This window comes from Ruegeria sp. HKCCD9138 (assembly GCF_057220975.1).
The window spans coordinates 219,515-246,445 of the sequence record NZ_JBWVAZ010000005.1 but is presented as its reverse complement, the minus strand read 5'-3'; the positions used below and the strand labels follow the sequence as shown (position 1 = coordinate 246,445).

Genomic DNA, 26,931 nt, shown 5'->3' with positions numbered 1-26,931 from the left:
CGATGGCCCTGTCTCGTCGCACCGGTCAACGTTTCCAGGGCTCGGTCTGGCCTGGTTTCGTGGATGCGATGACGGGTCTGCTAATGGTTCTGACTTTCGTACTGACCATCTTCATGGTGGTGCAGTTTGTTTTGCGCGAAACGATCTCAGGGCAAGAGGACGAATTGACGGCGCTGTCCGATGAGATCGCCGCCCTGGCCGGGGCGCTGGGATTGGAAGAGCGCGAGAACAGCCGCCTGCAAGCGCGTCTTGGGGCGTTAAACACGACCTTGTCCACCGTAGAGGAAGATCTGGCACAGGCGCGGTCCCGTATTACCGACTTCGAGGCGCAAGTTGCCGCCCTGATAGCGGATCAGGAGCGCGCGCAGGGCAATATCGCGGCGCTGGAAAGCCAACGGGACGAGTTGCTGACCGAGCAGGAAGCGTTGAACTTGGCCTTGGCGCAAAGCCGGCAGGAAATTGATGCTCAGGCCGAAGCTGCTCGTTTGGCCGCAGCCCGGCGCGAAGCACTGGAGGCCCTGGTCGCTGACCTGGAAAGTAGCGACGCAGCGCAGACCGCACAAATTGCCGATCTGGAACAGCAGCTATCGGATGAAGAAACAGCCCGACTGGCCGAGGCCGCTGCGGCAGAAGCACTGCGCACCCGGCTTGAGAACGCAGATGCCGAACTGACCGCAATGACGCTTGCCCTGGAAGCGCAGCGTAAGGAGGCCGAAGAGACCTTGACCCTGCTGGCCGCAGCACAGGCTGCCAAAGCCGAGTTGGAACGGCAATTCGGTGACCTGAAGCCCGAGGAACTCAAAGCGCAGTTGCAGGCCGCTTTGGATGCGCAGAGCGAGGCGCAAGCCGAAGCAGAGACTCAGCGATCTTTGGCCGAAGAACGCGCGGCGCTTTTGGCCGTGGCCCGCGACACGCTTGCGTCCGAGAAAGAAACATCGACCGAGGCACAACGCCGAACGGCTTTGCTGAACCAACAAATGTCGGCCTTGCGCAGCCAGTTGGGGTCATTGCAGGCCTTGCTGGACGATTACGAAGAGCGAAACGAAGCAGCTGAGATCCAAATCCAGACGCTGGGTCAGGACCTGAACGCGGCACTGGCGCGCGCCGCATCCGAAGAACGTCGCCGTCGTTTGCTGGAAGAGGCCGAGCGCATTCGTCTGGAAGCCGAGGCCGAGGCTCTGGCCGGTCAAAACCTGGAACTGACCGCTCAGGCCGAAGACCTGCAACGCTACCGGTCCGAGTTCTTCGGGCGACTAAGGGATGTGCTGGGCGATCAGGAAGGTGTGCGTATTGAAGGAGATCGTTTTGTTTTCTCCTCCGAGGTGCTTTTCGACACCGGGTCGGCAGTTCTTTCGAACGAAGGGCGTCGGGAAGTTGCCAAGGTCGCGGATATCCTACGGAGCGTGGCTGCGGAAATCCCCGAGGGTCTCAATTGGGTGATCCGGGTCGATGGTCATACAGACAACGTGCCGCTGGCCGGCTCCGGACGCTATCGCGACAATTGGGAGCTTAGCCAGGGGCGGGCGCTGTCGGTTGTGCGATACATGGTTGACGCTTTGGGTATTCCGCCAGACCGGCTGGCCGCAAACGGGTTCGGCGAGTTCCAGCCTGTCAATCCTGAGGATACACCAGAGGCCCGGGCACAGAACCGCAGGATCGAGCTGAAACTGACCGAAAGGTAAATCTGCCTCGTACGGTGGTCAGCGCCGCCCGAAACGAAAGCTGTTATCTGGCGTTCCGACAAAGCACCGGGGCACGACGGGATAGTCCCCGGTCAGAAAGTAGGCATATGTACCCGAGGGGTATTCGGGCGAGGTGGTAAAGGCCCCATTGCATTCGTCCAGATTTCCGTGTCCGGGAACATAGACGAAGTCTTCGTTGAAAGTTCCATCATGTTTGCCGTCTGGTGAACTGCCCCCAGGACGGTTGCCGCTTTTCAACCGGTATGATGACTCCATTTCCGTCACATGTCCGTTCAGCACACCGGTCATTGCGTAAATCGGAAACCCGTCAGCTGCGTATCCGACCAGCGGTGAGTGTCGGTCGGGTGCATAGTTCAGCAACTCAATCAACCCGGTCGGGACACCGTGGTAGTGGTACTTTCCATTGGGCTGAACATGCGCAAAATTCTCATCTAACCCAAGAACGATAGCACCACCCAGTGCATTATACGACCAGCCGGAGCGGGGATCGCCATGCCAAAACTCGGCGGCCAATGGATCAAACACAACACCGTTCAAGGATACACCAAAATTCCAGCCAAGATTTAAGGGGGTTATACTACCCTTGGCCTTCGGGCTGGACGGTATCTTTAAGTTCACCATCTGCTCTGATATCCGGTTTGGGTTCCCTCGGTTCGGAAATCGCCCGACAAGGTGATCCGGGATGCCATTGGCCGTAACGCGCAGAGTATTGCGGTACTCGTCGAATTCGGAACGACTGTTCCCCGGATTGACTGTAGCGGGTTGAAGGGTCAGCGGTTTCGTTTCTGTTTCATCATGGTATCGAAACCTGTGTTGCGCGGTCGCTATTGCGGCGATGGTTGAAATGGCGAATGCAACGCTCCAAACGGTGGCGACTTTGGTCATCGAAATCCCTTTCGTTTCAACTGTGACGTTGAAACGCGTGCCGTTCGGGATTCCGTCGAAAATGTTCTCAATGACTGAAAGCAATATTTTTCGGGCGATGGAAATCAAGTCGCCCGGTTGGAGAGCCAACCGGGCGATCAGTGATTTTTGCCTGCCAGGACTAGTCCGCTGTCAAAAGCGGTGGCTTGTCACCCGGAATACGCGGCTGATCTGGGCCTAGAATTTCCAGGTTCAGCTCGCCTTTCTTGACCGAAACGCGAACCACGCCGCCTTTGGCCAGTTTGCCGAACAGCAATTCCTCGGCCAGAGGTTTCTTGATGTGTTCCTGAATCACACGGCCAAGCGGACGTGCGCCCATTTTGTCGTCGTAGCCCTTGTCTGCCAGCCATTCGGCAGCTTTCGGGGTCAGATCAATGGTCACACCGCGATCCAGCAATTGCGCCTCAAGCTGCAGCACGAATTTCTCGACCACTTGCAAGATGACCTCTTTCGGCAGCGGCGCAAACGAGATTACGGCGTCCAGACGGTTGCGGAATTCCGGCGTGAACATCCGTTCGATCGCAGCGGTATCCTCGCCTTCGCGACGATCGCGTGCAAAACCGATTGCCGCTTTGGCCTGTTCATGCGCACCTGCGTTCGAGGTCATGATCAGCACCACGTTGCGGAAGTTCACAGTACGACCGTTATGATCGGTCAACTCACCGTGGTCCATCACCTGCAACAGGATGTTGAACACATCCGGATGTGCTTTTTCGATCTCATCCAGCAGCAGTACGCAATGCGGATGTTGGTCAACACCATCGGTCAACAGGCCGCCCTGATCGAACCCGACATAGCCCGGAGGCGCGCCGATCAGACGGGAAACGGCGTGTTTCTCCATGTACTCCGACATGTCGAAGCGCAGCAGCTCCACGCCCAGCGTATCTGCCAGCTGTTTCGCCACCTCGGTTTTACCCACACCGGTCGGGCCGGCGAACAGGTAGTTGCCGATGGGCTTTTCAGGTTCGCGCAGGCCGGCACGGGCCAGTTTGATCGCGCTGGACAGCGCCTCAATGGCTTCATCCTGACCAAACACAACCCGCTTGAGCGCAGCTTCGAGGTCTTTCAGAACCTCGGCATCGTCCTTGGTGACATTCTTCGGCGGAATACGCGCGATCTTGGCGACGACCGCCTCGATCTCCTTGACGCCGATGGTCTTGCGGCGCTTGCTTTCGGCGACCAAGTGCTGCGCGGCACCGGCCTCGTCGATGACGTCGATGGCTTTGTCCGGCAGTTTGCGGTCGTTAATGTAGCGCGCGGACAGCTCCACGGCCGTCTTGATCGCATCGGCGGTATATTTGATGTCGTGATGCTTTTCGAAATAGGGCTTCAGACCGCGCAGGATTTTCACGCTGTCTTCAACCGAAGGCTCGTTCACGTCGATCTTCTGGAACCGGCGTGACAATGCGCGGTCTTTTTCGAAATGCTGGCGGAACTCCTTGTACGTCGTCGAGCCCATGGTGCGCAGTTTGCCACCTTGCAAGGCCGGTTTCAGCAGGTTCGACGCATCCATCGCGCCGCCAGACGTCGCTCCGGCACCGATTACCGTGTGAATTTCGTCAATGAACAACACCGCATCCGGATGTTCTTCCAATTCGGTCACGACAGCCTTCAGGCGCTCTTCGAAATCACCGCGATAGCGGGTTCCGGCGAGCAGGGCGCCCATGTCCAGAGAGTAGATTGTCGTGTTCGCCAGAACCTCGGGTGCTTCACCAGCGACAATCTTGTGCGCCAGCCCCTCGGCGATAGCGGTCTTGCCAACACCGGGATCACCCACCAGCAGCGGGTTGTTCTTGCGGCGGCGGCACAGCACCTGGATGCAGCGTTCGACCTCATCACTGCGGCCGATCAGCGGATCGACGTCGCCCGCCCGAGATTTTGCGTTCAGATCAATGCAGTATTTTCCAAGTGCACTTTCTTTCTGCTCACCTTCGCTGGCCGCTGGCTGGGCCTCATCCTCGACCTGATCGGCACCCGACACCGGACGGTTCTCGCCATAAGCCGGATCTTTTGCCACCCCATGGGCGATGAAATTCACCGCGTCGTACCGCGTCATGTCCTGTTCCTGCAGGAAATACGCGGCATTGCTTTCGCGCTCGGCAAAAATTGCCACCAGAACATTGGCACCGGTGACTTCGGTCCGGCCCGAGCTTTGGACATGAATCGCAGCGCGCTGGATAACGCGCTGGAAGGCTGCGGTCGGCACAGCCTCGGACCCGTCGATATCCGTCACCAGATTTGACAGGTCTTCATCAATGAATTCGACCAGAGTGCTGCGCAATTCATCAAGATCCACGCTGCACGCCTTCATCACCCGAATGGCATCGGGTTCTTCCAGCAGCGCCAGTAACAGATGTTCCAGCGTTGCGAATTCATGCCGCCGTTCATTCGCAGCCGCCAAGGCCGCGTGAATGGCTTGTTCTAATGTGCTCGAGAATGAAGGCACGCGGGTGCTCCTCTGTCTTGGGTCGAAACGGGGGCAGGCGGCGGCCGGAACCCCATCCCAACCATGTCCTCATACTATTAGAGTTTGGTTGATCGTGGCCCGGCTTCAAGGGTTTTCTTGCTCTTGACAGTCACATTTCCCGTGACCGTGGCCATGAAGAGCGCGAAATAGGCATTAGAAGCGGTCTTTTCTAGCCCGTACCTCTGCAAAAACTGACGCAGGGTCAGCATTCTCCATGCCCAAATTTGCCTGAATCGCGGGGTCAGCGGCCCGCAAAAAAGGGTTTGTGGCCTTTTCCAGTGCCAGTGTCGACGGCACTGTGGGTTCGCCGGCGGCTCTGGCGCGGTCTATGTCGGCCATGCGCTTTTGCAGTGCGGCATTGTCGGGGTCCACGGTAATGGCGAATTTGGCGTTGGATTGTGTATATTCGTGGCCCGAGCACACGATTGTTTCGTCGGGCAGGGCGGCCAGTTTGCCAAGAGATGCCCACATCTGTGGCGCCGTGCCTTCGAAAAGGCGGCCACATCCCAATGCCATCAGGCTGTCCGCGGTGAACACCGCCCCGCTTTTCGGCATGTAAAAGGCAATGTGGCCGACGGTGTGGCCTGAGACATCCATGACCTGAACCGGCTCTCCTCCTACTTCGAAGCTGTCGCCATCGCTTACCTGTTGATCCAGCGGAGGCAGGCGGTAGGCGTCAGCGGCCGCGCCGATGACTTTGGCAGGGTGTTTTTCGAGAATCCCGGCCAGGCCGTCGACGTGGTCCCAGTGGTGATGGGTTAAAAGAACGTGGCTTAGGGTCCAGCCGCGTGCGTCCAACTCGGCCAGGATCGGTGCGGCCTCCGGCGCGTCAATCAGCGCGGTTTCACCGCTGTTGGCATCGTGCGCCAGAAAAGCATAGTTATCGCTAAGGCAGGGGATGGTGACGATCTCAAGAGGCATGGCCTTTTGCCCTTTCGTTGCTAGACTGCGCCCAGCTAAGCCGATTGGTCAGGTGTCCGCAATGCATCTTGATGTGCAGGATCTGAGGAATTTCTACTACCGCAGCACGTTGGGGCGTGCGGCGCAGGCTGCGATCCGCGGGCGGCTGGTCGACCTGTGGCCCGAGGCCAAGGGGCAAACGGTGGTTGGCTTCGGGTTTGCAGTTCCATTGCTGCGGCCCTACCTGGCCGATGCCAGGCGTGTAATCGGCCTGATGCCAGGGCCGCAAGGTGTCATGCCCTGGCCGGCAGGGATGCCTAATGTCTCGGTATTGACGGAAGAGACGCGCTGGCCGATTGAAACGGGTCACGTGGACAAACTGGTCGTGATGCATGGCCTCGAAACGTCGGGACGTCCAAGCGAACTTCTGGATGAATGCTGGCGTGTGCTTGGCCCCGGTGGGCGCGCGCTTTTCGTTGTTCCGAACCGAGCGGGTCTTTGGTCGCGATCTGACCGAACTCCATTTGGATTTGGCCGACCGTACTCGGCATCGCAACTGGAAAGTCAGCTCAAGGCGCATCACTTCATCCCCGAGAACCACTGCTCGGCCCTGTATTTGCCGCCGTCGTTTCGTCGGTTCTGGTTGAAATCGGGTAATCTGATCGAGAAAACCGGACAGCGCCTGCCGACCGTTATGGCAGGTGGAGTGCTGATGGTCGAAGCCACCAAGCACATCCGGCCGCCCAGTGGAAGCGTCACCAAAGACGCTGAACGCCGCCCGATCAAAGCGCTGGATGGCCTGTTGAAACCGGCCTAGCGTTACGGGTCGTATTTCGACCCGTCAAACCGCAAAATTGAGGGAAAAAGGTCACAGGAATCGCAAAAACCTACACTTTCGTAACATTTTTCCTGCCCCGAGGCCGGATAAAAGGGTCGCACCTTGTGTAAGTGTATGAAATATAACGTTTTGTGGATAAAGTCGTTCCCATGATAATATGTTGCTAGCTGGGTTCGGCTCTGCTACATCCCCGGTGATTTTGATCCCCGCCCTTTATGGACGGGGTTTCTTCACGCCCCCGGGGTAGCTGCCGCACGCGAATTCGGGGCCCAAAATATCGGAAGGGTGGACGTGTCCGAACCAGCTTCGATTTCCACAGGCATCGCCGAACGCTATGCCACCGCGATTTTTGAGATCGCCAAAGAGAATAATGACCTCGCAGGTCTGGAAACCGGCATCAATGATCTGGCAGCAGCCTTGGGCGAAAGCGCCGATTTGCGCGACCTGATCGCCTCGCCGCTGATTTCCCGCGCAGAACAAGAAGCCGCGATTACCGCTATTGCTGACAAGATGGGTCTGCATACGATCCTGCGCAATACGCTGGGTCTGATGGCAGAGAAACGCCGCCTGTTTGTTATCCCGCAGCTGGTGCAGGTTCTGCGCAACATGCTGGCGGATGAGCGTGGCGAAGTGACCGCCGATGTCGCCTCGGCCAAGGCACTGACCAAGACGCAAATGGATAAACTGTCCAAGACGCTGTCCGAGCGTGTGGGCAAGACCGTGACAATCAATGCGACCGTTGATGAAAGCCTCATCGGCGGTCTTGTCGTTAAAGTGGGCTCGAAAATGATCGACAGCTCGATCCGTTCGAAGCTCAACTCCCTACAGAATGCAATGAAAGAGGTCGGATAAATGGGAATCCAAGCTGCAGAGATTTCTGCAATCCTGAAGGACCAGATCAAGAATTTTGGTCAGGAAGCCGAAGTGGCCGAGATCGGCCGCGTGCTGAGCGTCGGTGACGGGATTGCCCGTGTATACGGCCTGGACAACGTGCAAGCGGGTGAGATGGTCGAATTCCCCGGTGGCATCATGGGCATGGCGCTGAACCTGGAAAGCGACAACGTCGGTGTCGTTATCTTCGGTTCCGACCGTGACATCAAAGAAGGTGACACCGTCAAGCGCACCAACTCGATCGTGGACGTTCCGATCGGTGACGAACTGCTGGGCCGCGTTGTTGACGGTCTGGGCAACCCGCTGGACGGCAAAGGTCCGATCAACGCAACCAAGCGTGGCGTTGCAGACGTTAAAGCACCGGGCATCATTCCGCGTAAATCGGTGCACGAGCCGATGGCAACCGGCCTGAAATCGGTTGACGCGATGATCCCGATCGGCCGTGGCCAGCGGGAACTGATCATTGGTGACCGTCAGACCGGTAAAACCGCCGTTGCTCTGGACACCATCCTGAACCAGAAAGTTTACAACGACGCAGCAGGCGACGACGAGTCGAAGAAACTGTACTGCGTATACGTTGCGGTTGGTCAAAAGCGTTCGACCGTTGCGCAGCTGGTGAAGAAACTGGAAGAGTCCGGCGCGATTGACTACTCGATCGTTGTTGCTGCGACAGCGTCCGATCCGGCGCCGATGCAGTTCCTGGCACCCTACGCCGCGACCGCGATGGCCGAATACTTCCGTGACAACGGCCGCCACGCTCTGATCATCTATGATGACCTGTCGAAACAGGCTGTTTCGTATCGTCAGATGTCGCTGCTGCTGCGCCGCCCGCCGGGCCGCGAAGCGTATCCGGGTGACGTTTTCTACCTCCACTCCCGTCTGCTGGAACGTTCGGCGAAGCTGAACGAAGACTTCGGTGCAGGTTCGCTGACCGCTCTGCCGGTTATCGAAACTCAGGGTGGTGACGTTTCGGCGTTTATTCCGACCAACGTGATCTCGATCACTGACGGTCAGATCTTCCTTGAAACCGAACTGTTCTATCAGGGCATCCGTCCTGCTGTGAACACCGGTCTGTCGGTTTCGCGTGTGGGCTCCTCGGCTCAGACCAACGCGATGAAATCGGTTGCCGGTCCGGTTAAACTGGAACTGGCTCAGTACCGCGAAATGGCTGCGTTTGCGCAGTTCGGTTCCGACCTCGACGCCGCGACCCAGCAGCTGCTGAACCGTGGTGCGCGCCTGACTGAGCTGATGAAACAGCCGCAGTATTCGCCGCTGACCAACGCTGAAATCGTCTGCGTCATCTTTGCCGGCACCAACGGCTACCTCGACAAGATCGACGTGTCTGACGTTGGCCGCTATGAGGCTGGCCTGCTGGCGCACCTGCGCGGAAAGCATGCTGACCTGCTTCAGTGGATCACAGACGAAGATCCGAAGATCAAAGGTGAAGCGTCCGACAAGATCAAGGCAGCGATCGACGAATACGCCGCGACCTTCGCTTGATAGGAGGTTCCGATGCCTAGTCTGAAGGACCTTAAAAACAGGATCGAGTCGGTCAAATCGACCCGCAAGATCACCAAGGCCATGCAGATGGTCGCGGCCGCAAAACTGCGCCGCGCCCAGGAATCTGCCGAAGCCTCGCGCCCCTATGCCGAGCAGTTCAATGCTGTGATGGCGGGTCTGGCAGCTTCGGTCGGGGGCAGCGACAGCGCCCCCAAGCTGCTCCGTGGTACGGGCAGTGATGATGTGCATCTGCTGGTTGTCTTGACAGCTGAACGCGGCCTGTGTGGCGGCTTCAACGCGAACATCGCCAAACTGGCCCGTGCCAAGGCTTATGAGCTGACGGCGAAAGGCAAGACGGTCAAGATCCTGACCGTCGGCAAGAAAGGCCGTGACGCACTCAAGCGTGACTACGGCGATCTGTTCGTTGGCCATATCGACCTGAGCGAGGTCAAGCGCGTCGGTTACACCAACGCGCAGGACATCGCGAAGGACATCCTGTCCCGTTTCGACGCGGGTGAATTCGACGTTGCCACGATCTTCTATGCGAAGTTCCAGAACGTCGTGACCCAGATTCCGACGGAACACCAGATCATCCCCGCCTCGTTCGAAGATGAAGCGATGGGTGACGACAGTGGTGCGGTCTTCGACTACGAGCCCAGCGAAGAGGCCATTCTGGCCGACCTGCTGCCCAAGGGGGTTGCGACCGCGATCTTCTCGGCTCTGCTCGAAAACGGAGCGTCTGAACAGGGTGCACGGATGTCCGCGATGGACAACGCGACACGTAACGCGGGTGAGATGATCGACAAGCTGACGATCCAGTTCAACCGTTCGCGTCAGGCCGTGATCACCAACGAGCTGATTGAAATTATTTCCGGCGCCGAAGCGCTGTAAGAAAACCGGAGACGAAACATGGCGAATGCAAAAGGCAAAGTCACACAGATCATCGGGGCCGTCGTTGACGTGCACTTCGAAGATCAGCTGCCTGAAATTCTGAACGCGCTGGAAACCACCAACAACGGCAAGCGCCTGGTGCTGGAAGTTGCCCAGCACCTGGGTGAAAACACCGTCCGCACCATCGCGATGGATGCGACTGAAGGTCTGGTCCGGGGTGAAGAAGTCACCGATACCGGTGGCCCGATCTCGGTTCCGGTTGGGAACGCCACGCTGGGCCGCATCCTGAACGTTGTCGGCGAGCCAATCGACGAAAAAGGTGACGTTGAGGCATCCGAAACCCGTGCCATCCACCAGCCCGCACCAGCGTTCGACGAACAGTCGACCGAGTCGGAAATTCTGGTAACCGGCATCAAGGTTGTTGACCTGCTGGCCCCTTACGCCAAAGGCGGTAAAATCGGCCTGTTCGGCGGCGCCGGCGTTGGCAAGACCGTTCTGATCATGGAACTGATCAACAACATCGCAAAAGTGCACTCGGGCTTCTCGGTGTTCGCGGGCGTTGGCGAACGGACCCGTGAAGGGAACGATCTTTATCACGAGATGATCGAATCGAACGTGATCAAGCCGGACAACCTGTCGGAATCGCAGGTGGCCCTGGTTTACGGTCAGATGAACGAACCTCCGGGTGCGCGTGCCCGCGTTGCTCTGACCGGTCTGACGCTGGCCGAACAGTTCCGCGACCAGTCCGGTACCGACGTTCTGTTCTTCGTCGACAACATCTTCCGCTTCACGCAGGCGGGTTCTGAGGTTTCGGCTCTGCTGGGTCGTATTCCTTCGGCGGTGGGCTATCAGCCGACACTGGCCACCGACATGGGTGCCCTGCAGGAGCGTATCACCTCGACCAAGGCCGGTTCGATCACCTCGGTGCAGGCCATTTATGTTCCTGCGGACGACCTGACCGACCCCGCGCCGGCAACCTCGTTTGCACACCTGGACGCGACCACCGTTCTGAACCGTGCGATTTCGGAAAAAGGTATCTACCCCGCGGTTGACCCGCTCGACTCGACCTCGCGCCTGCTTGACCCGGCCATCGTTGGTGAAGAGCACTACAAGGTTGCGACCGACGTTCAGCAGATACTCCAGCGCTACAAGTCGCTTCAGGACATCATCGCCATCCTCGGCATGGACGAACTGTCGGAAGAGGACAAGCTGACCGTGGCTCGCGCCCGTAAGATCGAACGCTTCCTGTCGCAGCCGTTCGACGTGGCCGAAGTCTTCACCGGTTCGCCCGGCGTTCAGGTCCCTCTGGATGTGACCATCGCGTCGTTCAAGGCCGTTGTGGCCGGCGAATACGATCACCTGCCCGAAGCGGCCTTCCTGATGGTTGGCGGCATCGAAGAAGTGATCGCCAAAGCGGAGAAGATGGCCGCAGAAGCCGCCTAAGGAGTATCCCTGATGGCAAACACGATGCAATTCGACCTCGTCAGCCCCGAGCGGAGCCTCGCTTCGCTCGCGGCTACCGCGGTCCAGATTCCCGGCGCGGACGGGGACATGACGGCAATGCCCGATCATGCCCCCACCATCACCACTCTGCGCCCGGGCATCCTGAAGGTCGAGGCACCCGAAGGGTCCAGCGAATACCTGGTCACCGGCGGATTTGCCCAGATCAACGGCGATGGCCTGTCGGTTCTGGCCGAAAAGGCCATCCCGGTTGCCGAAGTGACCCGGTCGCATCTGGACGACCTGATCGCCGAGGCGCGGGCTTCGCACGAGGCGGCAAAAGCAGGCGATGATCAGACCATCGTCGACGATGCCGCCAAACTGCTGGCTGACATGGAAGCCCTTGGAACGCATATGAGCCTGTAAGGGCTTGTTGCAATTAGATCATTCGGAACGGCCCTGCTTTGCGGGGCCGTTTTTTTGTCGTGATTTTGTCTGCGGTGACCGGTAAGTTGCGGAAATTGATAGATAAAGACCACAGCAATGAAGACATTTCGAACTCATCCCATTGGCGTCGACCAAGGCGAAGCCGTTCTGTTTTCCGAATTCGGTAATGGTGGAGATATGTGGACCGGTGCAGGCCCACGGGAACGCCGCTCTGCAATCCGATTCAGCGAGCCGTTTCGGTCGCCCCCGCTGATTCAGCTAGGTGTGTCTTTGTGGGACGTTGACACCACTTCGGCCTTGCGCGCCGAGGTTCAGGCCGAAAACATCACGCCCGAGGGTTTTGACGCGGTGTTTCGCACCTGGTCAGACACCCGCATTGCACGAATCCGCGTGACCTGGACCGCAATAGGGGAAGTCGCACATGAAGACGATTGGCAGATTTCATAGCCCCGATAGTTGACCGGGGCCAACTGTCGTAAGGCGCTACGCCTCGATCATATCCACGCGCGTTGCGTGGCGGCCGCCTTCGAACTCGGCAGACAGAAACGCATCCACGATATCCAGCGCCTGACCTTCGCCCACGACGCGTGCGCCAATAGACAGCATGTTTGCGTTATTGTGCTGGCGGATCATGCGGGCCGAGAATGCGTCCGAGCAGACGCCGCAGCGGATGCCGGGGACCTTGTTGGCCGCCATCATGATGCCCTGACCAGTGCCGCACAACACGATCCCCAGTTGACAATCGCCCGAAGTAACCGCCTCGGCCGCGGCCTTGCCGTGCAGGGGGTAGTGGGTGCTTTCGGACGTGGTGGGGCCGATATCGACTACTTCCCAGCCCTGGTCGGCAATGTGATTGGCAACGGCCTTGCGCAGCTCGATCGCTGCGTGGTCGCTGGACAGAACGATGCGTTTGTTGGCGGTCATGCTCATGCTTCCCTGCGGGCCTCAGTCCATGTGGTAAAGCGATTCATAGATCGGTGTTAGCGTCTTGTCCTCGAACAGGGACGACACGCTGGTTCCGTTCCAGATGTTCAGGATCGCCTGAGTAAAGATCGGAGCCGTCGGTACGATGCGGATGTTCGAAGCCTTGGCAACTTCGGGTCTGGGTTGGATCGTATCCGTCAAAACCAGAGATTTCATTACTGAGTTTGTCACACGCTCAACCGCAGGGCCGCTCATGACGCCGTGGGTGATGTATGAGTGGACCTCTTTCGCACCGTTATCGATCAGCACTTGCGCCGCCTTGCACAGCGTTCCGGCGGTATCGCACATGTCGTCAACAATCAGGCAAATCTTGTCTTTGACATCGCCAATCACTGTCATCTCGGCCACTTCACCGGCTTTCTCGCGGCGTTTGTCGACGATCGACAGCGGGGCGTTGATCCGCTTCGCCAATTCCCGTGCGCGCGCCACGCCGCCCACGTCCGGAGATACGACCATCAGGTCGTCCATCTGGTTCCTGAACTGCTTCTTCACGTCCAGGGCAAAGATTGGCGAGGCATAGAGGTTGTCCACCGGAATATCGAAAAAGCCCTGAATTTGAGCGGCGTGCAGATCCATGGTCAGAACCCGCTCGATCCCCGCGCCGGTCAGCATGTTCGCCACCAGCTTGGCACTGATTGGCGTGCGCGCCTTGGTACGGCGGTCCTGGCGGGCATATCCGAAATAAGGGATCACGGCAGTGATCCGTTGCGCTGACGACCGCCGCAATGCGTCAGCAATGATCAGCAGTTCCATCAGGTTGTCGTTGGCCGGGTTCGAGGTCGGCTGGACGATGAACATATCCTCGCCGCGCACATTCTCGAAGACCTCGACAAAGATCTCGCCATCGTTGAAGCGTTCGACGCGTGCATCGACCAACCCCTGGTCGACGCCGCGGTGCAGGCTCATGCGGCGCGCAATGGTTTCGGCAAGCGGAAGGTTAGCGTTCCCAGCGATAAGCTTGGGTTCGTGAAGTGTCGGCATCGGCTGAAGGTCCCCGGGCAGCAGTGGCAATGTGACAGATTCGTGATGTTGACACCGCTTAGCATGGCCTTACCGTCCCGCAAAGGTAACGCAGCGGAGAAAGTGAACATGACCCAGATTGACTACTTTTTTGCGACACTCTCGCCCTATTCCTACCTTGCGGGAACACGATTGGAAGAGATTGCCGCAAAACATGGTGCGACGATCAACTACAAGCCGCTGGATATCATCGCCCTGTTTAGCCGCACCGGGGGAGTGCCACCGAAAGACCGCCATATTTCGCGCATTGAATACCGCGCGCAGGAACTTTTGCGCCAGTCCAGAAATCTGGGCATGGATTTCAACCTGCAGCCGGCGCATTGGCCGACCAACATGGCGCCGTCTTCCTATGCCGTGATTGCGGCCATAAAGGATGGGTCGGGTGATGTAGGTCAACTGTGCCATTCTATCCTGCGCGCGTGCTGGGCCGAAGAAAAGGATATTGCCCAGGACGAGGTGATCCGGGATTGCCTGTCACGGGCTGGATTCGATCCCAACCTGGCAGACAGCGGCCTGCTGGTCGGCGCCGAGACTTATGCTGCAAATCTTGAAGAAGCCGTGGATCGCGGCGTATTTGGCGCGCCGTTCTACATCACGCCGGATGACCAGCGGTTCTGGGGTCAAGACCGTCTGGACGATCTTGACCGGCATTTGACCGAATTGAGAAAGGCGTAACGCGCGATCCCGTCAGAGAAGGGCCAGGAAGCGATCGATCTGGTCGGCGCTGACCGACCAGTCGCACACCAGTCGGCAGGCGAGCATCTCATCCTCGTCCTCGCCGTCCAGAGAATCTCCCCACAGGTGATAAACTGCCGCGGCTTCATGCAGGCGTTTGTGTTGGCTGCGAGGAAAACTGGCGAAAATGATATTGGCCTGAGGTTCGTGAAGGAACGAAGCACCTGCGGCACGCAACCCGTCTGCCAGACGCGCACAATTGTCATTCGCCTTACGGGCGGATTTCAACCACAGTTCATCCCGCAGATATGCCGCCATTTGCGCAGAGAGATATCTGTGTTTGGAAAACAGATGCGCTCCGCGCTTGCGGCGCAATTCGAACTCCCACGCTTTGCTTTCGTCGAAGAAAACAACGGCTTCGACACCCATCAGACCGTTTTTTGTGCCACCAAAGCTGACGGCGTCAACACCGGCTTTCCAGGTCATTTCGGCGGGTGAACAATTCAGTGCAACCAGAGCGTTGGTAAAGCGAGCCCCGTCCATATGCACTGGCAGGTCATAGTCTTTAGCAACCCCGCACAGCGCCTGTAGCTCTTCCAGAGAGTACACAGATCCCCGTTCCGTAACTTGCGTGATCGAGACCGGACCGCGCTGCGGGCCGTGGACGCCCCGGGTTTCTTCGCCTTCAATCGACTGACGCAAGGCATCGGGTGTCATCTTGTCGCCGCCCGGCACAAGGGTCAGTTTTGCACCCGTATAGAACTCCGGCGCGTTGCATTCGTCCTCATGGATATGGGCGACAGGCGAGCAGAAAATGGTCTCCCAGGGTTGGGACAGCGTGGCCAGAGCCAGTGAATTCGCCGCCGTGCCGGTGGCCACCAGATAGACGGCTGCACCAGGGGCTTCAAAAATCCCCCGAATCCTGTCACGCACCTCATTCATCAGCGTGTCCGCGCCATAAGCCATCTGGTACCCTTGGTTCGCCTCGGCGAGGGCGGCCAAAACCTCGGGGTGTACGGGTCCGGAATTGTCAGAGGCAAAGTGCATCAGCTCGGCTCCTCGATAATGTAGTCTTCCCACTCTTCAATGGGGGTTTCGAACTCGGAAACGGTGCGGTCTCTGACCGATACACCGGCGGAGTGAACCGTTTCCGGCGTACCAGACAACAAGGGGTGCCAGTCGTAAAGGGGCTTGCCCTCCCATAGCAGACGATAGGCGCAGGTCCCTGGCAGCCAATAGGCGTGATCGTCGATATTGTCAGGCCTCATGACGATGCACTCGGGAACAAACTGGTGCCGGATGTCGTATTGTGTGCAGCGGCAGGTTTCATCGTCCAGCAGGCGGCAGGCCACGCAGGTCAGGGCGACTTCGCCGGTGTCTTCGTCTTCCAGCTTGTTCAGGCAGCACTTTCCGCAACCGTCACACAGCGCCTCCCATTCGCGGGGGTTCATCTTTTGCAGCGGTTTGCGCTCCCAAAAGCGGGGGGCCAGTCCTGTGCGGTCAATCGGGTCGGTGGTCATGAGGCTGCCAGCAATTCACGGGCCTTGTCACAATCCGCTTCCATCTGGGCAACCAGGCCGTCAAGCCCGTCAAACTTCATCTCGGGGCGCAGGTAGTCCACCAGTCCGATCGACAAGGTCGTGCCGTACAGATCGCCGGAGAAATCAAAAAGGAAGGTCTCGATATTCGGAATTTCGCCGTTGAACATTGGTCGCGTCCCAATAGAAGCTGCGCCGTGATAGCTGCCCTGATGCGGACCATCCAGCACGTCCACCAACACCGCATATACTCCGAATCTAGGCGGATGCAGTCCTTCAATCGACATGTTGGCAGTTGGAAAGCCCAGCTCGCGCCCGCGCTGTTCGCCACCCACAACCTCGCCTTCTATACGGTGCCAGTGGCCCAGCATCGCCGCCGCGTCGCGAGGACGACCTTCGGACAATGCACTGCGGATCGCGGTTGAGGATACAACGTTTTCGGATCGCTCCATAAGCGGCGCAATCGTGACTCCAAAACCCATTTCTTCACCAAACCGCTTCATGTCCTGGGCCGTTCCGCTACGGCCCTTGCCAAAACAGAAATCCGCGCCGACCACCACATGAGACAAGCCAAGACCATCGCAGATTACGTTTTGAGCAAATTCCTCGGGTGACAAACCCGCCAGTGCGGAATTAAAGGGAAGTTCATACAGTTTCCGAACGCCCAGCTTCTGCAAGCGGTGTGCCCGCGTGTTGCCGCGCATCAGGCGAAACGGCGGCGAGTTCGGTGCGAAAAACTCACGTGGATGCGGTTCGAAGGTCAGTACACCAAGCGGAGCCTCAGGCGCCGCATTGCGGGCGATGTCGATCACGGATTGATGGCCGACATGAACGCCATCGAAATTGCCGATCGCAACGCTGGCGCCGCGGTCTTCTGGCTCAACAAACTGGAAATCCCGGATGATTTGCATGTGGTTTGCCTAGCGGGACTAGGGACTGGGTTCAAGCACCTGATTCAGATGCCGACGCCGATTGGATCCTGCCGTTTTGTGCAAGAGAGCGCATGGTGGCCAATTGCCTTTCAAAACGTCCTTCAGGTTTGCTGTCAGAGTGGGCACGTGATTGACGCCTTGCTACGGCTTTCAAAGTCAAAGGCGCCAATATAGGCGCCCTTGGTGTCAACAAGTGATGTTGGGTTAGTCGAACTTCCGCGACGGTGCCAGGACCATCGCCTCGCCCACAAGCACCTTCTTTCCTTCGACCGAACAGTGGCAATCCAGCTTTACGCGCCTCTTGGAAAAATCGATGTCGATGACTTTGACCTCGGCGTAAACCATGTCGCCAGGGCGTACCGGGGCCAGGAATTTCAGCGACTGCCCCATATAAACAGTGCCATGCCCGGGCAGTTGCTCTCCGATCACCGCTGAAATCAACCCGGCGGTCAGCATCCCGTGGGCTATGCGCCCTTCAAAGATTGTGTCGCGGGCATAGTCATCGTCCAGATGCACCGGATTGCGATCCGTCGAGACTTGGGCAAACATCTCGATATCTTCGTCGGTCACCACTTTGCGCAGGTGCCGGGTCATGCCCATTTCGATGTCTTCGATACAGATCGTTCCGCGCGGAAGATTGTCCAACATGTTGCCCTCACTCGAGATCGAAAGGGCAACAAAAGACCATCAGTAGCCGCCCTTGAGCAACTTTATTACTTTGCACTTGCAGAAAATCAAGTCTTTTTTGACTACCGCAACCGGCCGATCGAGTAGGTCGGATTGATATTTTCTTTTTCGTTGTGGTCTCTTAAGGCGTGTTCATCCGGATGGTGCGACGTTTTGGTCTCTGCTGCGGCCAAACCACCGGTGATGAACAGAGTATCGATACCTTCACCCATGCCGCCGGCAATATCGGTTTGCGGTCCGTCACCGATGGCCAGAATCTCCGAATCCGGGACGTCGATGCCAAGCGCAAGTAGCCGGCGCCTTGCCAGATCGTAGATCGGCGGATGCGGTTTTCCGAAATAAAGACTCTCACCGCCCATTTCGGTATAGAGCCGCGCCAAAGCACCGGCGCACCACTCACGTGTTTCCCCGCGGTCGACCACAATATCCGGATTGGCGCAAAGCAGTTTCATGCCTTTTTGCTTTGCGTATAGGAAATCGGGCCTGTTCACGGACGGATCCGCCATAGGGTCGAACGGACCGCAGCACACGATACCCTCGGCCTCGCTCAGAGGCACGCGTTCGATTTTCAGCGGATGGTCCAGCAGTTTCAGCGGTTCGAAGAATCCCGCATCGCGCTGCCATTCGCCCATGAAATAGACCTTCTCACCAACTGCGCCGCGGAACAGGGCTGACCGGGCCGAGTCGCCGCTGGAGGCGATGGTGTCGTATGCGTCGGATGGTACGTTGAACTGAACCAGTTGCTCGGCAACCCCTGCGCGCGGCTTGGGGGAATTGGTGACCAAGACCACTGCGCCTCCGTTCTGCCGATAGGCCTGCAATGCCGCCACGGCCTCGGGAAACGCGGTGATGCCGTTGTGGACGCATCCCCAGAGGTCGACGAAAAGCGCCCGGTAACGGTCGGAAATTTCGGCAAGCGAATGAATGATCTGGGTCATTGGGGCCTCTTTTGGCGGGCATTGGCAGTTCAAGCCTATGGCAGAGGTTGTTCCGTTTGACCAGAGGGGGGCTCTGCCCCCGCCGCCCTACGGGCGTCTCCCCCGGGATACTTTTGGCCAGATGAAGCAGGGGATCCGTGCTTCATCTGGCCTCAAATATCCCGGAGCGCGAGGCAGAGCCTCGCAAAAAGAAGGGCGCCCAAGTTGGGCGCCCTGAACGCTGGGATGTCAAACCTTGAGGTTCGGGATGATTTGCTTTTTCCGGCTCATGATACCAGGCAGAACAACGGCGTCACCGTCAACCGAAGCGCCAAAGCTTTTTTCCGCAACGGATTTCACCAGATCATTGGGCACCAGCAAGGTGGCTTCTTCGTTCAGAATATCGACAACGAAAAGAAGAACCTGATCGACGCCATCTTCCTTGGCAACGTCCGCCATCGAGTTCGCCAGGCTGGCCTTGCGATCCAATACAACGCCGGGTGCCGTTGTTTCCAGCACTGAGACGCGGAACTTGGTGCCGTCGACTTCGTACTCCTTGCTGTCCATTCGGATCAGTTCGGCGTCCGAGAATGACGAGACATCAGATTTGGCCGCGAACATGTCTGCCGCATAGGCCGAGATATCCAGCTCCAGCTCGGCCGCCAGCTTTTCCGCGACCATACGGTCATGCTCCGTAGTCGTTGGGGACCGGAATTCCAGCGTGTCCGACAGGATGCAGGTCAGGGCTGCACCTTTGATCGCATCGGGCATTTTGGCGGCATCGTCGCCCATCATGTCGACCATGATCGTGGCGGTGCAGGCCAGCGGGCGTACCGTGATGTCGATTGGGCCTTTGGTTTCCAGGCCGCCGACCAGCTTGTGGTGGTCGATTATGGCGCGGATGTCTGCATCGTTGATATTGGCGGGCAACTCGGCAGGATTGTTCGTATCTACGATAACCACCGGTGTATCCGCTGCCAGTTCTTCGATAATGCGCGGCTTGGGCAGATCCCAGTTTTCCAGCATGAAAGCGGCTTCGGTGTTGGGCTCGCCCAGCAGCACAGGTTCGGCCAGTACGCCTTTGACTTCGTTCAGATACCAAGACCAAAGGATTGGAGAGCCGGTGGAATCGGTGTCGGGGGACTTGTGGCCAAATACTAGGGTTGTCATGTCAACGTCCTGAGGAATGGAAATTGCGCGCCTTATAGGACTGCCAGACGGTCTTGTCACCCGGGTGCAGGCGCTCTGCGACTGTTGGTCTTAAGAAACGTTCGTACCGGTCAAAACGCGGCGCGGCTGAGGGAGTAACCGGCTTTTTGTAGCATGTTCAGAAGGCCGTGCTCGTCGCCCAAATGCCCTGCACCAACAGCAATGACGACGGATTGATCCTGAATATTCAGAATTGTCTTCATCCAGTTGGTATTTCGCTGCACCAAAAGCTGATCTTCGAAGCTTTCCCACTCTTCTTCGAATTCCTCGGGCGTCAGTCCTGATGCCGCGAGACCCTCCATTTTTGCGAGATGCAGAATCTGCGCATGCTGCTCTTCAATGTAGGCGTTGGCCATCGTGATGAATTGATCGTCCCCGGCATGCAGAGCCCCGGCCAGACGCGTCAGGGATTGGACCTGCTCTTCTATCGGATGGCTGTCGAACATCGCAATCAGATCGGCAATCCGCTCGAGCGAATGCTGCGGCGTACCCAGCGCTTCGGCGATTTCGCTCAGGCGTTTGTCCATGCCGCGATCGAATTCGGGTGTTTCCATGAGGCAAGGTGGAATGCCGAGCATCATGCTCAGGAACCAGGGGCGCATCTTGGCGGCCATCCAGCTGGGAATGCCGCGCTCAGCCAGAGTGACGGACAAGGCAGCCCAATCTTCTTCGGACATCAGGTCGACCAGTGTCGGGCCTGAAGTGATGAGAACGGGGCTGAAATCCTTGGCCAGATCTTGTTCGAACGCGTTCATGTCCGCGTCGGTTACTTCGAAGTAGATGGCATCCGCCTGACCGAGTACCGGTTTCAGCCGTTCGACGATCGCTCCCATCCGTTCATCGTTGGTGTGCAGTGTTCCGATCAGATGCAGAACTGTCCCGTCTTTTTGGGCTATCCAATGATTGCCTTCCGGGAAAAGGGTACTGCTGACTCGTTGTTCCAGTGTGGCTTTGTCTTCGGGACTCATGTCCAGCCTAAGATCACGCCCCTCGCAGGCTGCATGTGCAAAGGCGGGCAGAAGGAAAAATAGAATAAGGCTGAAAATGCGCATAAAGGTCATCCCGGACTTTAGTTCTTCGATTGTTTCATCACTTATTCACGGCACCAAAGCCTGCGCAAGACGGAGTGCCCGGAACATAGCATCTGGCAATCCACGAGAAACCGCATAGCATGCCTGTATGAACCGCGAGCAGGATCTCTATCCCCCGATCAAAGCGTTGTTGGAACGTCAAGGTTACACCGTCAAGGGTGAGGTTGGTGCAGCCGATATTGTCGCGATCCGCGACGGGCAGGAGCCGGTGATTGTTGAGTTGAAGTTGAGGTTCAGCCTTGCTCTGTTCCATCAGGCCATCGCGCGACTGAAGATCACCGATCAAGTCTATATTGGTGTCAGTAAACCAAAGGGGCGAACGGCTCGCCGCGCCTTGAAGGACAATCTTGCGCTGTGCCGTCGGCTGGGGCTGGGATTGATTACTGTTCGTACCGACGGCGCGGTTGAAGTGCAGTGTGATCCGGGTCCTTATGCGCCGCGCAAAAACAAGGCCAAGGCCACGCAGCTTCTTCGCGAATTCGACCGTCTGGAGGGTGATCCAAATGCAGGCGGCGCCACGCGGCACGGTATCGTTACGGCCTATCGACAGGATGCGCTGAAATGTGCGGCACACTTGGCCGAGTACGGCGCCACCAAGGGCTCGGAAGTAGCCAAAGCGACCGGTGTGGCCGAGGCCACGCGTCTGATGAGGGACAATCATTATGGCTGGTTCGACAAGGTTGAAAAAGGCGTCTACATGCTGTCGGATGCCGGTACCCAGGGCCTGAAACACTGGGCCTACAGTTGGGAACAGGCTGACTGAACTAAATGACAAAAAAAATCGCTCTCAGATTGTTGACTCAGGGTTTCTGACCTCCTAGCTATGCGTCGTTATCACTCGCAAGGGTCGAGTGCTAACGCCTCGCCATTCGGTGAGGGGAGGATAGATAAACTTTGAGCCCAAGGAGCTGCAAAGATGGCATTGAAACCGCTTCATGACCGTGTGCTGGTTCGCCGTGTGGAGAGCGAAGAAAAAACCGCAGGCGGCCTGATCATTCCTGACAGCGCAAAAGAAAAGCCCAGCGAAGGCGAAGTCGTCGCAACCGGCGAAGGCGCACGCAAGGACAGCGGCGAGTTGATCGCAATGGCTGTGAAGGCTGGCGACAAGATCCTGTTCGGCAAATGGTCGGGCACCGAGGTCCAGGTCAACGGCGAAGAGCTGCTGATGATGAAAGAAAGCGACATCATGGGGATCATCGAGTAAGCCCATGCGCTTTCTCTGATCTTCATTCTCAACATTTTTCTCAAGGAGAAACGACATGGCTGCAAAGGACGTCAAATTCGACACCGATGCCCGTAACCGCATGCTGGCAGGTGTGAACATCCTGGCAGATGCTGTAAAAGTAACCCTCGGCCCCAAAGGCCGTAACGTGGTTCTGGACAAGTCCTTCGGCGCGCCGCGCATCACCAAAGACGGTGTTTCGGTTGCCAAGGAAGTCGAACTGGAAGACAAGTTCGAAAACATGGGCGCGCAGATGGTGAAAGAAGTCGCCAGCCGCACCAATGACGAAGCCGGCGACGGCACCACCACTGCGACCGTTCTGGCTCAGGCCATCGTCAAGGAAGGTCTGAAGCAGGTTGCGGCGGGCCTGAACCCGATGGACCTGAAGCGCGGCATCGACCTGGCTACCGCCAAAGTCGTCGAGGGCATCAAAGCTGCTTCGCGGGAAGTCAAAGACTCGGCAGAAGTTGCTCAGGTCGGCACCATCTCGGCCAACGGCGAAGCCGAAATCGGCCAGCAGATTGCAGACGCGATGCAGAAAGTTGGCAACGAAGGCGTCATCACCGTCGAAGAAAACAAAGGTCTGGAAACCGAGACCGATGTTGTCGAAGGTATGCAGTTCGACCGTGGCTACCTGTCGCCTTATTTCGTCACCAACGCAGACAAGATGATTGCAGAACTCGACGACTGCATGATCCTGCTGCACGAAAAGAAACTGTCCTCGCTGCAGCCGATGGTTCCGCTGCTGGAGCAAGTGATCCAGTCGCAAAAGCCGCTGCTGATCATTGCAGAAGACGTTGAAGGCGAAGCGCTGGCGACCCTCGTGGTCAACAAACTGCGCGGTGGCCTGAAAATTGCTGCTGTCAAGGCACCGGGCTTCGGCGATCGCCGCAAAGCCATGCTGCAGGACATCGCAATCCTGACCGGCGGTCAGGTCATCAGCGAAGATCTGGGCATGAAGCTCGAGTCCGTCACCATGGACATGCTGGGCACCGCCAAGAAAATCGAAATCACCAAAGACGAAACCACCATCGTCGACGGTGCTGGCGAGAAAGCCGAGATCGAAGCACGTGTTGCTCAGATCCGCACTCAGATCGAAGAAACCTCGTCGGATTACGACCGTGAGAAGCTGCAAGAGCGCGTTGCCAAACTGGCAGGTGGTGTTGCCGTTATCCGCGTCGGCGGCATGACCGAAGTTGAAGTGAAAGAGCGTAAGGACCGTGTGGACGATGCTCTGAACGCAACGCGCGCTGCCGTTCAGGAAGGCGTTGTTGTGGGCGGCGGTGTTGCTCTGGTTCAGGCCGGCAAAGCGCTGAACGAGCTGAAAGGCGCAAATGCCGATCAGGACGCAGGCATCAACATCGTTCGCAAGGCCATCGAAGCGCCGCTGCGCCAGATTGCCGAAAACGCAGGCGTTGATGGTGCTGTTGTTGCTGGCAAAGTTCGCGAATCTTCGGACGCGTCTTTCGGCTTCAACGCGCAGACCGAAGAATATGGCGACATGTTCTCGTTCGGCGTGATCGACCCGGCCAAAGTTGTCCGGACCGCTCTGGAAGATGCGGCATCGGTTGCTGGTCTGCTGGTCACCACCGAAGCGATGGTTGCAGACAAGCCGCAGAAAGATGCGCCTGCTGCAGGTGGTATGCCCGACATGGGCGGCATGGGCGGCATGATGTAAGCTGCTTAAGCCATAGTGCTTATGGACGGGGTCGCCTTCGGGCGGCCCCGTTTCGTTATGATTAGCCGCTGCGCGGCTAAGCCTCCGGCGGGAGTATTTACAAAAAGATGAAGGGCAGGGGCGTCTGTGCGAAAGTGAGTGTCAAAACCTCGGCCGACGCGCTATGCCATTGATATGCGACTGTTCTTGCTGACTGCCCTGACCATGTGCGCCTTTGCGGCGAATTCGGTCCTGAATCGTCTTGCCATTGACAGTGGTGCCAGCGACCCGGCTGGTTTTGCCGTCGTCCGCGTATTGGCCGGAGCGCTTGTATTGGTCGTTTTGGTTTCGCTGCGACACGGACCTCTGCCACTGTTTGACCTTCGGCGGATTGTGGGTGCAGGTTCTTTGTCGCTTTACATGATTGGGTTTTCCGTTGCGTACCTGACGCTGGATGCCGGTGTAGGAGCTTTGATTCTGTTTGGTGTTGTACAGATCACAATGTTCGCTGCCGGCGGTGTACTGGGGACGACGCCAACCACGAGACAATTATTGGGCGCAGTTATCGCGCTGAGCGGCCTTACTTATGTTCTTTGGCCTTCAGGTGAGGTTCAGGTTGATCTTCCCGGCGCTGCGTTGATGACAGCGGCCGGAATCGGCTGGGCGGCTTATTCGCTGGCAGGACGGTCCGAGCCGGATGCCCTATCGGGTACGGCGGCAAATTTCCTGGCGGCGCTGCCGGTGACGGGATTGGTGCTGCTGGCAACTGGCGGAACGTGGCAGATGACCGCCTTGGGCTATCTACTGGCCGCGCTGTCTGGCGGTGTAACCTCTGGATTGGGCTATGCATTGTGGTATCGCGTATTGCCGCAGCTTGCCCCGGCCATCGCGGCCGTTGTCCAACTCAGCGTCCCGGTGATTGCCATCGCTGGTGGGGTCGTTCTGTTGGGAGAGGTCGCGACAATAAAGCTATTGTTGGGCGCGGCTCTGGTTCTGGGCGGTATCGCGCTCGCGGTAGTGCGTGTCGGCCGCGGTTAGGGGTTCCCTCACTCCGCCCGAGCGCTTATCTGGCGGGCATGAGATTTCTTGTCGCCCTGCTGTTCGTTCTTGCACCGGTCGCAGCTTCCGCGAAATGCGTTGTGCTGTTGCACGGTCTCGCGCGGACTGAAGCATCATTTTCTGTAATGGAGCAGCTGTTTCGAGCGCACGGCTACACCGTGGTTCGACCCGGTTATCCGTCCACGGATCTTCCGATACCGGATCTGGCCGACCAAACCTTGCCCGATGCCTTTGCTGCCTGCGGCGACGATACGGTCAATGTGGTTGCGCATTCCATGGGCGGTATTCTGTTGCGCTATTGGCTGCAGGGCAACGCGCCAGAAAACCTGGGCCGCGTTGTCATGTTGGGGCCGCCAAATCAGGGCAGCCAACTTGTGGACGAGCTGGGCGATTGGGAGGTGTTCGGCGTGTTGCACGGCCCGGCCGGTTTGGCGCTTGGAACCGGGCCGGAAGGATTGCCGCGCCGATTGCCGCCCGTGGAGTTTGAATTGGGAGTCGTCGCGGGTGAAAACTCACTGAACCCGGTGTTTTCTTCGCTGATTGATGGCCCGGATGACGGAAAGGTCTCAGTCGAGACTACCAAGGTCCAAGGGATGGCGGACCATATCGTTTTGCCGGTGACTCACACGTTCATGATGAACAACCCGCGCGTCATGGCGCAAGTGCTCCATTTCATAGAGTTCGGCAGGTTCGATCCGCAAATCACTTGGCTTGATGGTGTCATGGACATAATAGACGAGATCTGCATCGGGCAGGATTGTTCGGAACCGGAATCGGAACCCACGCAATGACATCTCTTGAACTGACATTCACGGGTGCGGATGTCCTGCAGCCCGAGGGCAGCGTCGTGCAGGCAGAGCTCAGCATAGGCCAAGGGCTGGTACAATCGGGCACAGTTGGACGGCGCGTCGACCTGACGGGCTATATCGTTCTGCCCGGAATAATTGATCTGCACGGTGACGGGTTTGAACGCCATATTGCACCGCGGCGCGGGGCGATGAAGCAAATGGCCGAGGGTATACTCTCGGCCGAGGCCGAACTGGCCGCGAATGGTATTACCACCGCCGTACTGGCGCAATTTCACAGCTGGGAAGGTGGGGTTCGCGGCCCAGAGTTCGCGGCGCAGGTCTTTGAGGCCATTGCGACAGTCAAAGATAGCGTGGTGACCGATCTGATCCCGCAACTGCGGTTCGAAACACACATGCTGGACGACTATGATGATCTACCAAGGCGTGTTGCCGCTTGGCAGGTGCCCTACGTGGTGTTCAACGACCACCTGCCGCATGACCGTCTGGCCGAGGGTCGCAAACCACCGCGCTTGACCGGCCAGGCGCTGAAAGCGGGGCGCAATCCTGAGGTTCATTTTGACCTGCTGATGAACATGCACGAACGAAAGGATGAAGTGCCTGCGGCGCTTGATACACTGTGCGAGGAGCTGCGCAAGCAGGGTGTTCGGATGGGCAGCCATGACGACGCCACAGCCGAAACAAGGGCATGGTGGCGAAAGAGAGGCGTTTCGATCGCGGAATTCCCTGAGACGCTGTTGGCCGCCGAGGCCGCGCGCGCAGCCGGGGACCATATCATCCTCGGATCGCCCAATGTGGTGCGCGGCGGATCTCATAAAGGCAATGCCAGCGCGCTGGATCTGATTGCGATGGGGCTGTGCGACGCGCTGGCCTCGGACTACCACTATCCCAGCCCGCGCCGCGCCGCGCTATTGGTGGCCAGAACTGGTTTGCTCGATCTCGCAGGCGCATGGGCCCTAGTTTCCTCTGGTCCCGCAAATGTGTTGGGGTTGAGCGACCGAGGCACCCTCGCACCCGGAAAACGTGCGGATCTGGTGATACTGCATGCCGATACGCACAGGGTCGCGGCAACAATTGCCGCTGGGCGCATGAGCTATATGTCCGGCGATATCGCAACCCGCTTCATCAATTGA

At 58.1% G+C, this 26,931-nt stretch carries 27 protein-coding genes; 15 read left to right on the top strand and 12 right to left on the bottom strand.

The features are described 5' to 3' along the window. Positions 1 to 2: 2 nt before the first annotated feature. Positions 3 to 1,682, top strand: coding sequence for a peptidoglycan -binding protein (locus AC2TEL_RS11470; RefSeq protein WP_480903997.1), 1,680 nt, complete (start codon positions 3 to 5; stop codon positions 1,680 to 1,682). 18 nt (positions 1,683 to 1,700) lie between these two features. Here the strand turns inward: AC2TEL_RS11470 and AC2TEL_RS11465 are convergent, their stop codons facing one another. The 3 genes from AC2TEL_RS11465 to gloB all read right to left on the bottom strand — a co-directional run bounded on the left by AC2TEL_RS11465 (position 1,701) and on the right by gloB (position 6,015). Beyond that, positions 1,701 to 2,588: a YHYH protein gene (locus AC2TEL_RS11465; protein ID WP_480903995.1), complete on the bottom strand. Its 888-nt coding sequence runs from the start codon at positions 2,586 to 2,588 to the stop codon at positions 1,701 to 1,703. Positions 2,589 to 2,748: 160 nt separating this feature from the next. Beyond that, positions 2,749 to 5,073, bottom strand: a complete 2,325-nt coding sequence (clpA, locus tag AC2TEL_RS11460; protein ID WP_480903992.1) for an ATP-dependent Clp protease ATP-binding subunit ClpA — start codon at positions 5,071 to 5,073, stop codon at positions 2,749 to 2,751. Positions 5,074 to 5,247: 174 nt separating this feature from the next. Continuing rightward, entirely contained in the window at positions 5,248 to 6,015 is a 768-nt protein-coding gene (gene gloB, locus AC2TEL_RS11455) for a hydroxyacylglutathione hydrolase (protein WP_480903989.1), read from the bottom strand. A 61-nt stretch (positions 6,016 to 6,076) separates the two neighbouring features. Between gloB and AC2TEL_RS11450 the strand changes: the two genes are divergently transcribed. The 7 genes from AC2TEL_RS11450 to AC2TEL_RS11420 all read left to right on the top strand — a co-directional run bounded on the left by AC2TEL_RS11450 (position 6,077) and on the right by AC2TEL_RS11420 (position 12,448). Then, complete coding sequence (locus AC2TEL_RS11450; RefSeq protein WP_480843909.1) at positions 6,077 to 6,811, top strand: class I SAM-dependent methyltransferase; 735 nt, start codon at positions 6,077 to 6,079, stop codon at positions 6,809 to 6,811. Positions 6,812 to 7,123: 312 nt separating this feature from the next. Continuing rightward, positions 7,124 to 7,684 (top strand): F0F1 ATP synthase subunit delta, encoded by a 561-nt coding sequence (locus tag AC2TEL_RS11445; protein ID WP_480843908.1) that lies wholly within the window; start codon positions 7,124 to 7,126, stop codon positions 7,682 to 7,684. Then, entirely contained in the window at positions 7,685 to 9,223 is a 1,539-nt protein-coding gene (atpA, locus tag AC2TEL_RS11440; RefSeq protein ID WP_480903986.1) for a F0F1 ATP synthase subunit alpha, read from the top strand. It begins immediately after the preceding gene. A 12-nt stretch (positions 9,224 to 9,235) separates the two neighbouring features. Next, complete coding sequence (locus AC2TEL_RS11435; protein ID WP_480843906.1) at positions 9,236 to 10,114, top strand: F0F1 ATP synthase subunit gamma; 879 nt, start codon at positions 9,236 to 9,238, stop codon at positions 10,112 to 10,114. 18 nt (positions 10,115 to 10,132) lie between these two features. Next, positions 10,133 to 11,557: a F0F1 ATP synthase subunit beta gene (atpD, locus tag AC2TEL_RS11430; protein ID WP_480843905.1), complete on the top strand. Its 1,425-nt coding sequence runs from the start codon at positions 10,133 to 10,135 to the stop codon at positions 11,555 to 11,557. A gap of 12 nt (positions 11,558 to 11,569) precedes the next feature. Continuing rightward, on the top strand, positions 11,570 to 11,980 hold the full coding sequence (locus tag AC2TEL_RS11425) for a F0F1 ATP synthase subunit epsilon (protein WP_170670045.1): 411 nt from the start codon (positions 11,570 to 11,572) through the stop codon (positions 11,978 to 11,980). Between the two features lie 117 nt (positions 11,981 to 12,097). Continuing rightward, positions 12,098 to 12,448, top strand: a complete 351-nt coding sequence (locus tag AC2TEL_RS11420) for an H-type lectin domain-containing protein (protein WP_480843904.1) — start codon at positions 12,098 to 12,100, stop codon at positions 12,446 to 12,448. A gap of 36 nt (positions 12,449 to 12,484) precedes the next feature. Here the strand turns inward: AC2TEL_RS11420 and rpiB are convergent, their stop codons facing one another. Then, on the bottom strand, positions 12,485 to 12,925 hold the full coding sequence (gene rpiB / locus AC2TEL_RS11415; protein ID WP_480843903.1) for a ribose 5-phosphate isomerase B: 441 nt from the start codon (positions 12,923 to 12,925) through the stop codon (positions 12,485 to 12,487). Positions 12,926 to 12,946: 21 nt separating this feature from the next. After that, positions 12,947 to 13,966, bottom strand: a complete 1,020-nt coding sequence (locus tag AC2TEL_RS11410; protein ID WP_480843902.1) for a ribose-phosphate pyrophosphokinase — start codon at positions 13,964 to 13,966, stop codon at positions 12,947 to 12,949. Positions 13,967 to 14,074: 108 nt separating this feature from the next. Here AC2TEL_RS11410 and AC2TEL_RS11405 point away from each other — a divergent pair, with 108 nt between their 5' ends. Next, positions 14,075 to 14,680, top strand: a complete 606-nt coding sequence (locus AC2TEL_RS11405; protein ID WP_480903983.1) for a DsbA family protein — start codon at positions 14,075 to 14,077, stop codon at positions 14,678 to 14,680. A gap of 12 nt (positions 14,681 to 14,692) precedes the next feature. On the opposite strand, the gene AC2TEL_RS11400 is transcribed toward AC2TEL_RS11405, so the two are convergent. The 7 genes from AC2TEL_RS11400 to AC2TEL_RS11370 form a co-directional block, all read right to left on the bottom strand. Beyond that, a complete protein-coding gene (locus tag AC2TEL_RS11400; protein ID WP_480903980.1) occupies positions 14,693 to 15,727 on the bottom strand; it encodes a threonine aldolase family protein in 1,035 nt (344 codons plus the stop codon). Further along, complete coding sequence (locus tag AC2TEL_RS11395; RefSeq protein WP_480843899.1) at positions 15,727 to 16,200, bottom strand: YcgN family cysteine cluster protein; 474 nt, start codon at positions 16,198 to 16,200, stop codon at positions 15,727 to 15,729. The genes AC2TEL_RS11400 and AC2TEL_RS11395 overlap by 1 nt, the downstream gene beginning before the upstream one ends. After that, a complete protein-coding gene (locus AC2TEL_RS11390) occupies positions 16,197 to 17,129 on the bottom strand; it encodes a bifunctional riboflavin kinase/FAD synthetase (protein WP_480843898.1) in 933 nt (310 codons plus the stop codon). Before AC2TEL_RS11390 ends, AC2TEL_RS11395 begins: the two co-directional genes overlap by 4 nt. 225 nt (positions 17,130 to 17,354) lie before the next feature. Then, on the bottom strand, positions 17,355 to 17,798 hold the full coding sequence (locus AC2TEL_RS11385; RefSeq protein WP_170763754.1) for a MaoC family dehydratase: 444 nt from the start codon (positions 17,796 to 17,798) through the stop codon (positions 17,355 to 17,357). A gap of 101 nt (positions 17,799 to 17,899) precedes the next feature. Then, complete coding sequence (locus tag AC2TEL_RS11380) at positions 17,900 to 18,775, bottom strand: HAD family hydrolase (RefSeq protein WP_480843897.1); 876 nt, start codon at positions 18,773 to 18,775, stop codon at positions 17,900 to 17,902. Between the two features lie 228 nt (positions 18,776 to 19,003). Continuing rightward, a complete protein-coding gene (locus tag AC2TEL_RS11375; RefSeq protein WP_480903978.1) occupies positions 19,004 to 19,924 on the bottom strand; it encodes a manganese-dependent inorganic pyrophosphatase in 921 nt (306 codons plus the stop codon). Between the two features lie 110 nt (positions 19,925 to 20,034). Further along, a complete protein-coding gene (locus AC2TEL_RS11370; protein ID WP_480903975.1) occupies positions 20,035 to 21,015 on the bottom strand; it encodes a TraB/GumN family protein in 981 nt (326 codons plus the stop codon). A 127-nt stretch (positions 21,016 to 21,142) separates the two neighbouring features. On the opposite strand from AC2TEL_RS11370, the gene AC2TEL_RS11365 reads away from it, so the two are divergent. From AC2TEL_RS11365 to AC2TEL_RS11340, 6 genes are all read left to right on the top strand, one after another. Further along, complete coding sequence (locus AC2TEL_RS11365) at positions 21,143 to 21,817, top strand: DUF2161 domain-containing phosphodiesterase (protein WP_480903972.1); 675 nt, start codon at positions 21,143 to 21,145, stop codon at positions 21,815 to 21,817. A gap of 153 nt (positions 21,818 to 21,970) precedes the next feature. Then, entirely contained in the window at positions 21,971 to 22,258 is a 288-nt protein-coding gene (gene groES, locus AC2TEL_RS11360) for a co-chaperone GroES (protein WP_010441779.1), read from the top strand. Between the two features lie 55 nt (positions 22,259 to 22,313). Next, positions 22,314 to 23,954: a chaperonin GroEL gene (gene groL, locus AC2TEL_RS11355; RefSeq protein ID WP_480843893.1), complete on the top strand. Its 1,641-nt coding sequence runs from the start codon at positions 22,314 to 22,316 to the stop codon at positions 23,952 to 23,954. 174 nt (positions 23,955 to 24,128) lie between these two features. After that, entirely contained in the window at positions 24,129 to 24,971 is an 843-nt protein-coding gene (locus AC2TEL_RS11350; RefSeq protein WP_480903969.1) for a DMT family transporter, read from the top strand. A 38-nt stretch (positions 24,972 to 25,009) separates the two neighbouring features. Next, entirely contained in the window at positions 25,010 to 25,783 is a 774-nt protein-coding gene (locus tag AC2TEL_RS11345) for an alpha/beta fold hydrolase (RefSeq protein ID WP_480903966.1), read from the top strand. After that, the gene (locus tag AC2TEL_RS11340; protein WP_480903963.1) at positions 25,780 to 26,931 is read left to right on the top strand and encodes an alpha-D-ribose 1-methylphosphonate 5-triphosphate diphosphatase; all 1,152 of its coding nucleotides are present in this window, start codon (positions 25,780 to 25,782) and stop codon (positions 26,929 to 26,931) included. Before AC2TEL_RS11345 ends, AC2TEL_RS11340 begins: the two co-directional genes overlap by 4 nt.

Bases quoted from the DNA above. Each gene is read 5' to 3' on its own strand.
- AC2TEL_RS11470 (WP_480903997.1), top strand. From the start codon at position 3: ATGGCCCTGTCTCGTCGCACCGGTCAACGTTTCCAGGGCTCGGTCTGG.
- AC2TEL_RS11345 (WP_480903966.1), top strand. From the start codon at position 25,010: ATGAGATTTCTTGTCGCCCTGCTGTTCGTTCTTGCACCGGTCGCAGCT.
- atpA (WP_480903986.1), top strand. From the start codon at position 7,685: ATGGGAATCCAAGCTGCAGAGATTTCTGCAATCCTGAAGGACCAGATC.
- AC2TEL_RS11420 (WP_480843904.1), top strand. From the start codon at position 12,098: ATGAAGACATTTCGAACTCATCCCATTGGCGTCGACCAAGGCGAAGCC.
- AC2TEL_RS11465 (WP_480903995.1), bottom strand. From the start codon at position 2,588: ATGACCAAAGTCGCCACCGTTTGGAGCGTTGCATTCGCCATTTCAACC.
- AC2TEL_RS11400 (WP_480903980.1), bottom strand. From the start codon at position 15,727: ATGCACTTTGCCTCTGACAATTCCGGACCCGTACACCCCGAGGTTTTG.
- AC2TEL_RS11385 (WP_170763754.1), bottom strand. From the start codon at position 17,798: ATGTTGGACAATCTTCCGCGCGGAACGATCTGTATCGAAGACATCGAA.
- groES (WP_010441779.1), top strand. From the start codon at position 21,971: ATGGCATTGAAACCGCTTCATGACCGTGTGCTGGTTCGCCGTGTGGAG.
- AC2TEL_RS11365 (WP_480903972.1), top strand. From the start codon at position 21,143: ATGAACCGCGAGCAGGATCTCTATCCCCCGATCAAAGCGTTGTTGGAA.
- AC2TEL_RS11450 (WP_480843909.1), top strand. From the start codon at position 6,077: ATGCATCTTGATGTGCAGGATCTGAGGAATTTCTACTACCGCAGCACG.
- AC2TEL_RS11375 (WP_480903978.1), bottom strand. From the start codon at position 19,924: ATGACAACCCTAGTATTTGGCCACAAGTCCCCCGACACCGATTCCACC.
- AC2TEL_RS11410 (WP_480843902.1), bottom strand. From the start codon at position 13,966: ATGCCGACACTTCACGAACCCAAGCTTATCGCTGGGAACGCTAACCTT.
- groL (WP_480843893.1), top strand. From the start codon at position 22,314: ATGGCTGCAAAGGACGTCAAATTCGACACCGATGCCCGTAACCGCATG.
- gloB (WP_480903989.1), bottom strand. From the start codon at position 6,015: ATGCCTCTTGAGATCGTCACCATCCCCTGCCTTAGCGATAACTATGCT.
- AC2TEL_RS11395 (WP_480843899.1), bottom strand. From the start codon at position 16,200: ATGACCACCGACCCGATTGACCGCACAGGACTGGCCCCCCGCTTTTGG.
- AC2TEL_RS11425 (WP_170670045.1), top strand. From the start codon at position 11,570: ATGGCAAACACGATGCAATTCGACCTCGTCAGCCCCGAGCGGAGCCTC.
- AC2TEL_RS11350 (WP_480903969.1), top strand. From the start codon at position 24,129: ATGCGACTGTTCTTGCTGACTGCCCTGACCATGTGCGCCTTTGCGGCG.
- AC2TEL_RS11390 (WP_480843898.1), bottom strand. From the start codon at position 17,129: ATGCAAATCATCCGGGATTTCCAGTTTGTTGAGCCAGAAGACCGCGGC.
- AC2TEL_RS11380 (WP_480843897.1), bottom strand. From the start codon at position 18,775: ATGACCCAGATCATTCATTCGCTTGCCGAAATTTCCGACCGTTACCGG.
- rpiB (WP_480843903.1), bottom strand. From the start codon at position 12,925: ATGACCGCCAACAAACGCATCGTTCTGTCCAGCGACCACGCAGCGATC.
- AC2TEL_RS11435 (WP_480843906.1), top strand. From the start codon at position 9,236: ATGCCTAGTCTGAAGGACCTTAAAAACAGGATCGAGTCGGTCAAATCG.
- AC2TEL_RS11340 (WP_480903963.1), top strand. From the start codon at position 25,780: ATGACATCTCTTGAACTGACATTCACGGGTGCGGATGTCCTGCAGCCC.
- atpD (WP_480843905.1), top strand. From the start codon at position 10,133: ATGGCGAATGCAAAAGGCAAAGTCACACAGATCATCGGGGCCGTCGTT.
- AC2TEL_RS11370 (WP_480903975.1), bottom strand. From the start codon at position 21,015: ATGCGCATTTTCAGCCTTATTCTATTTTTCCTTCTGCCCGCCTTTGCA.
- AC2TEL_RS11405 (WP_480903983.1), top strand. From the start codon at position 14,075: ATGACCCAGATTGACTACTTTTTTGCGACACTCTCGCCCTATTCCTAC.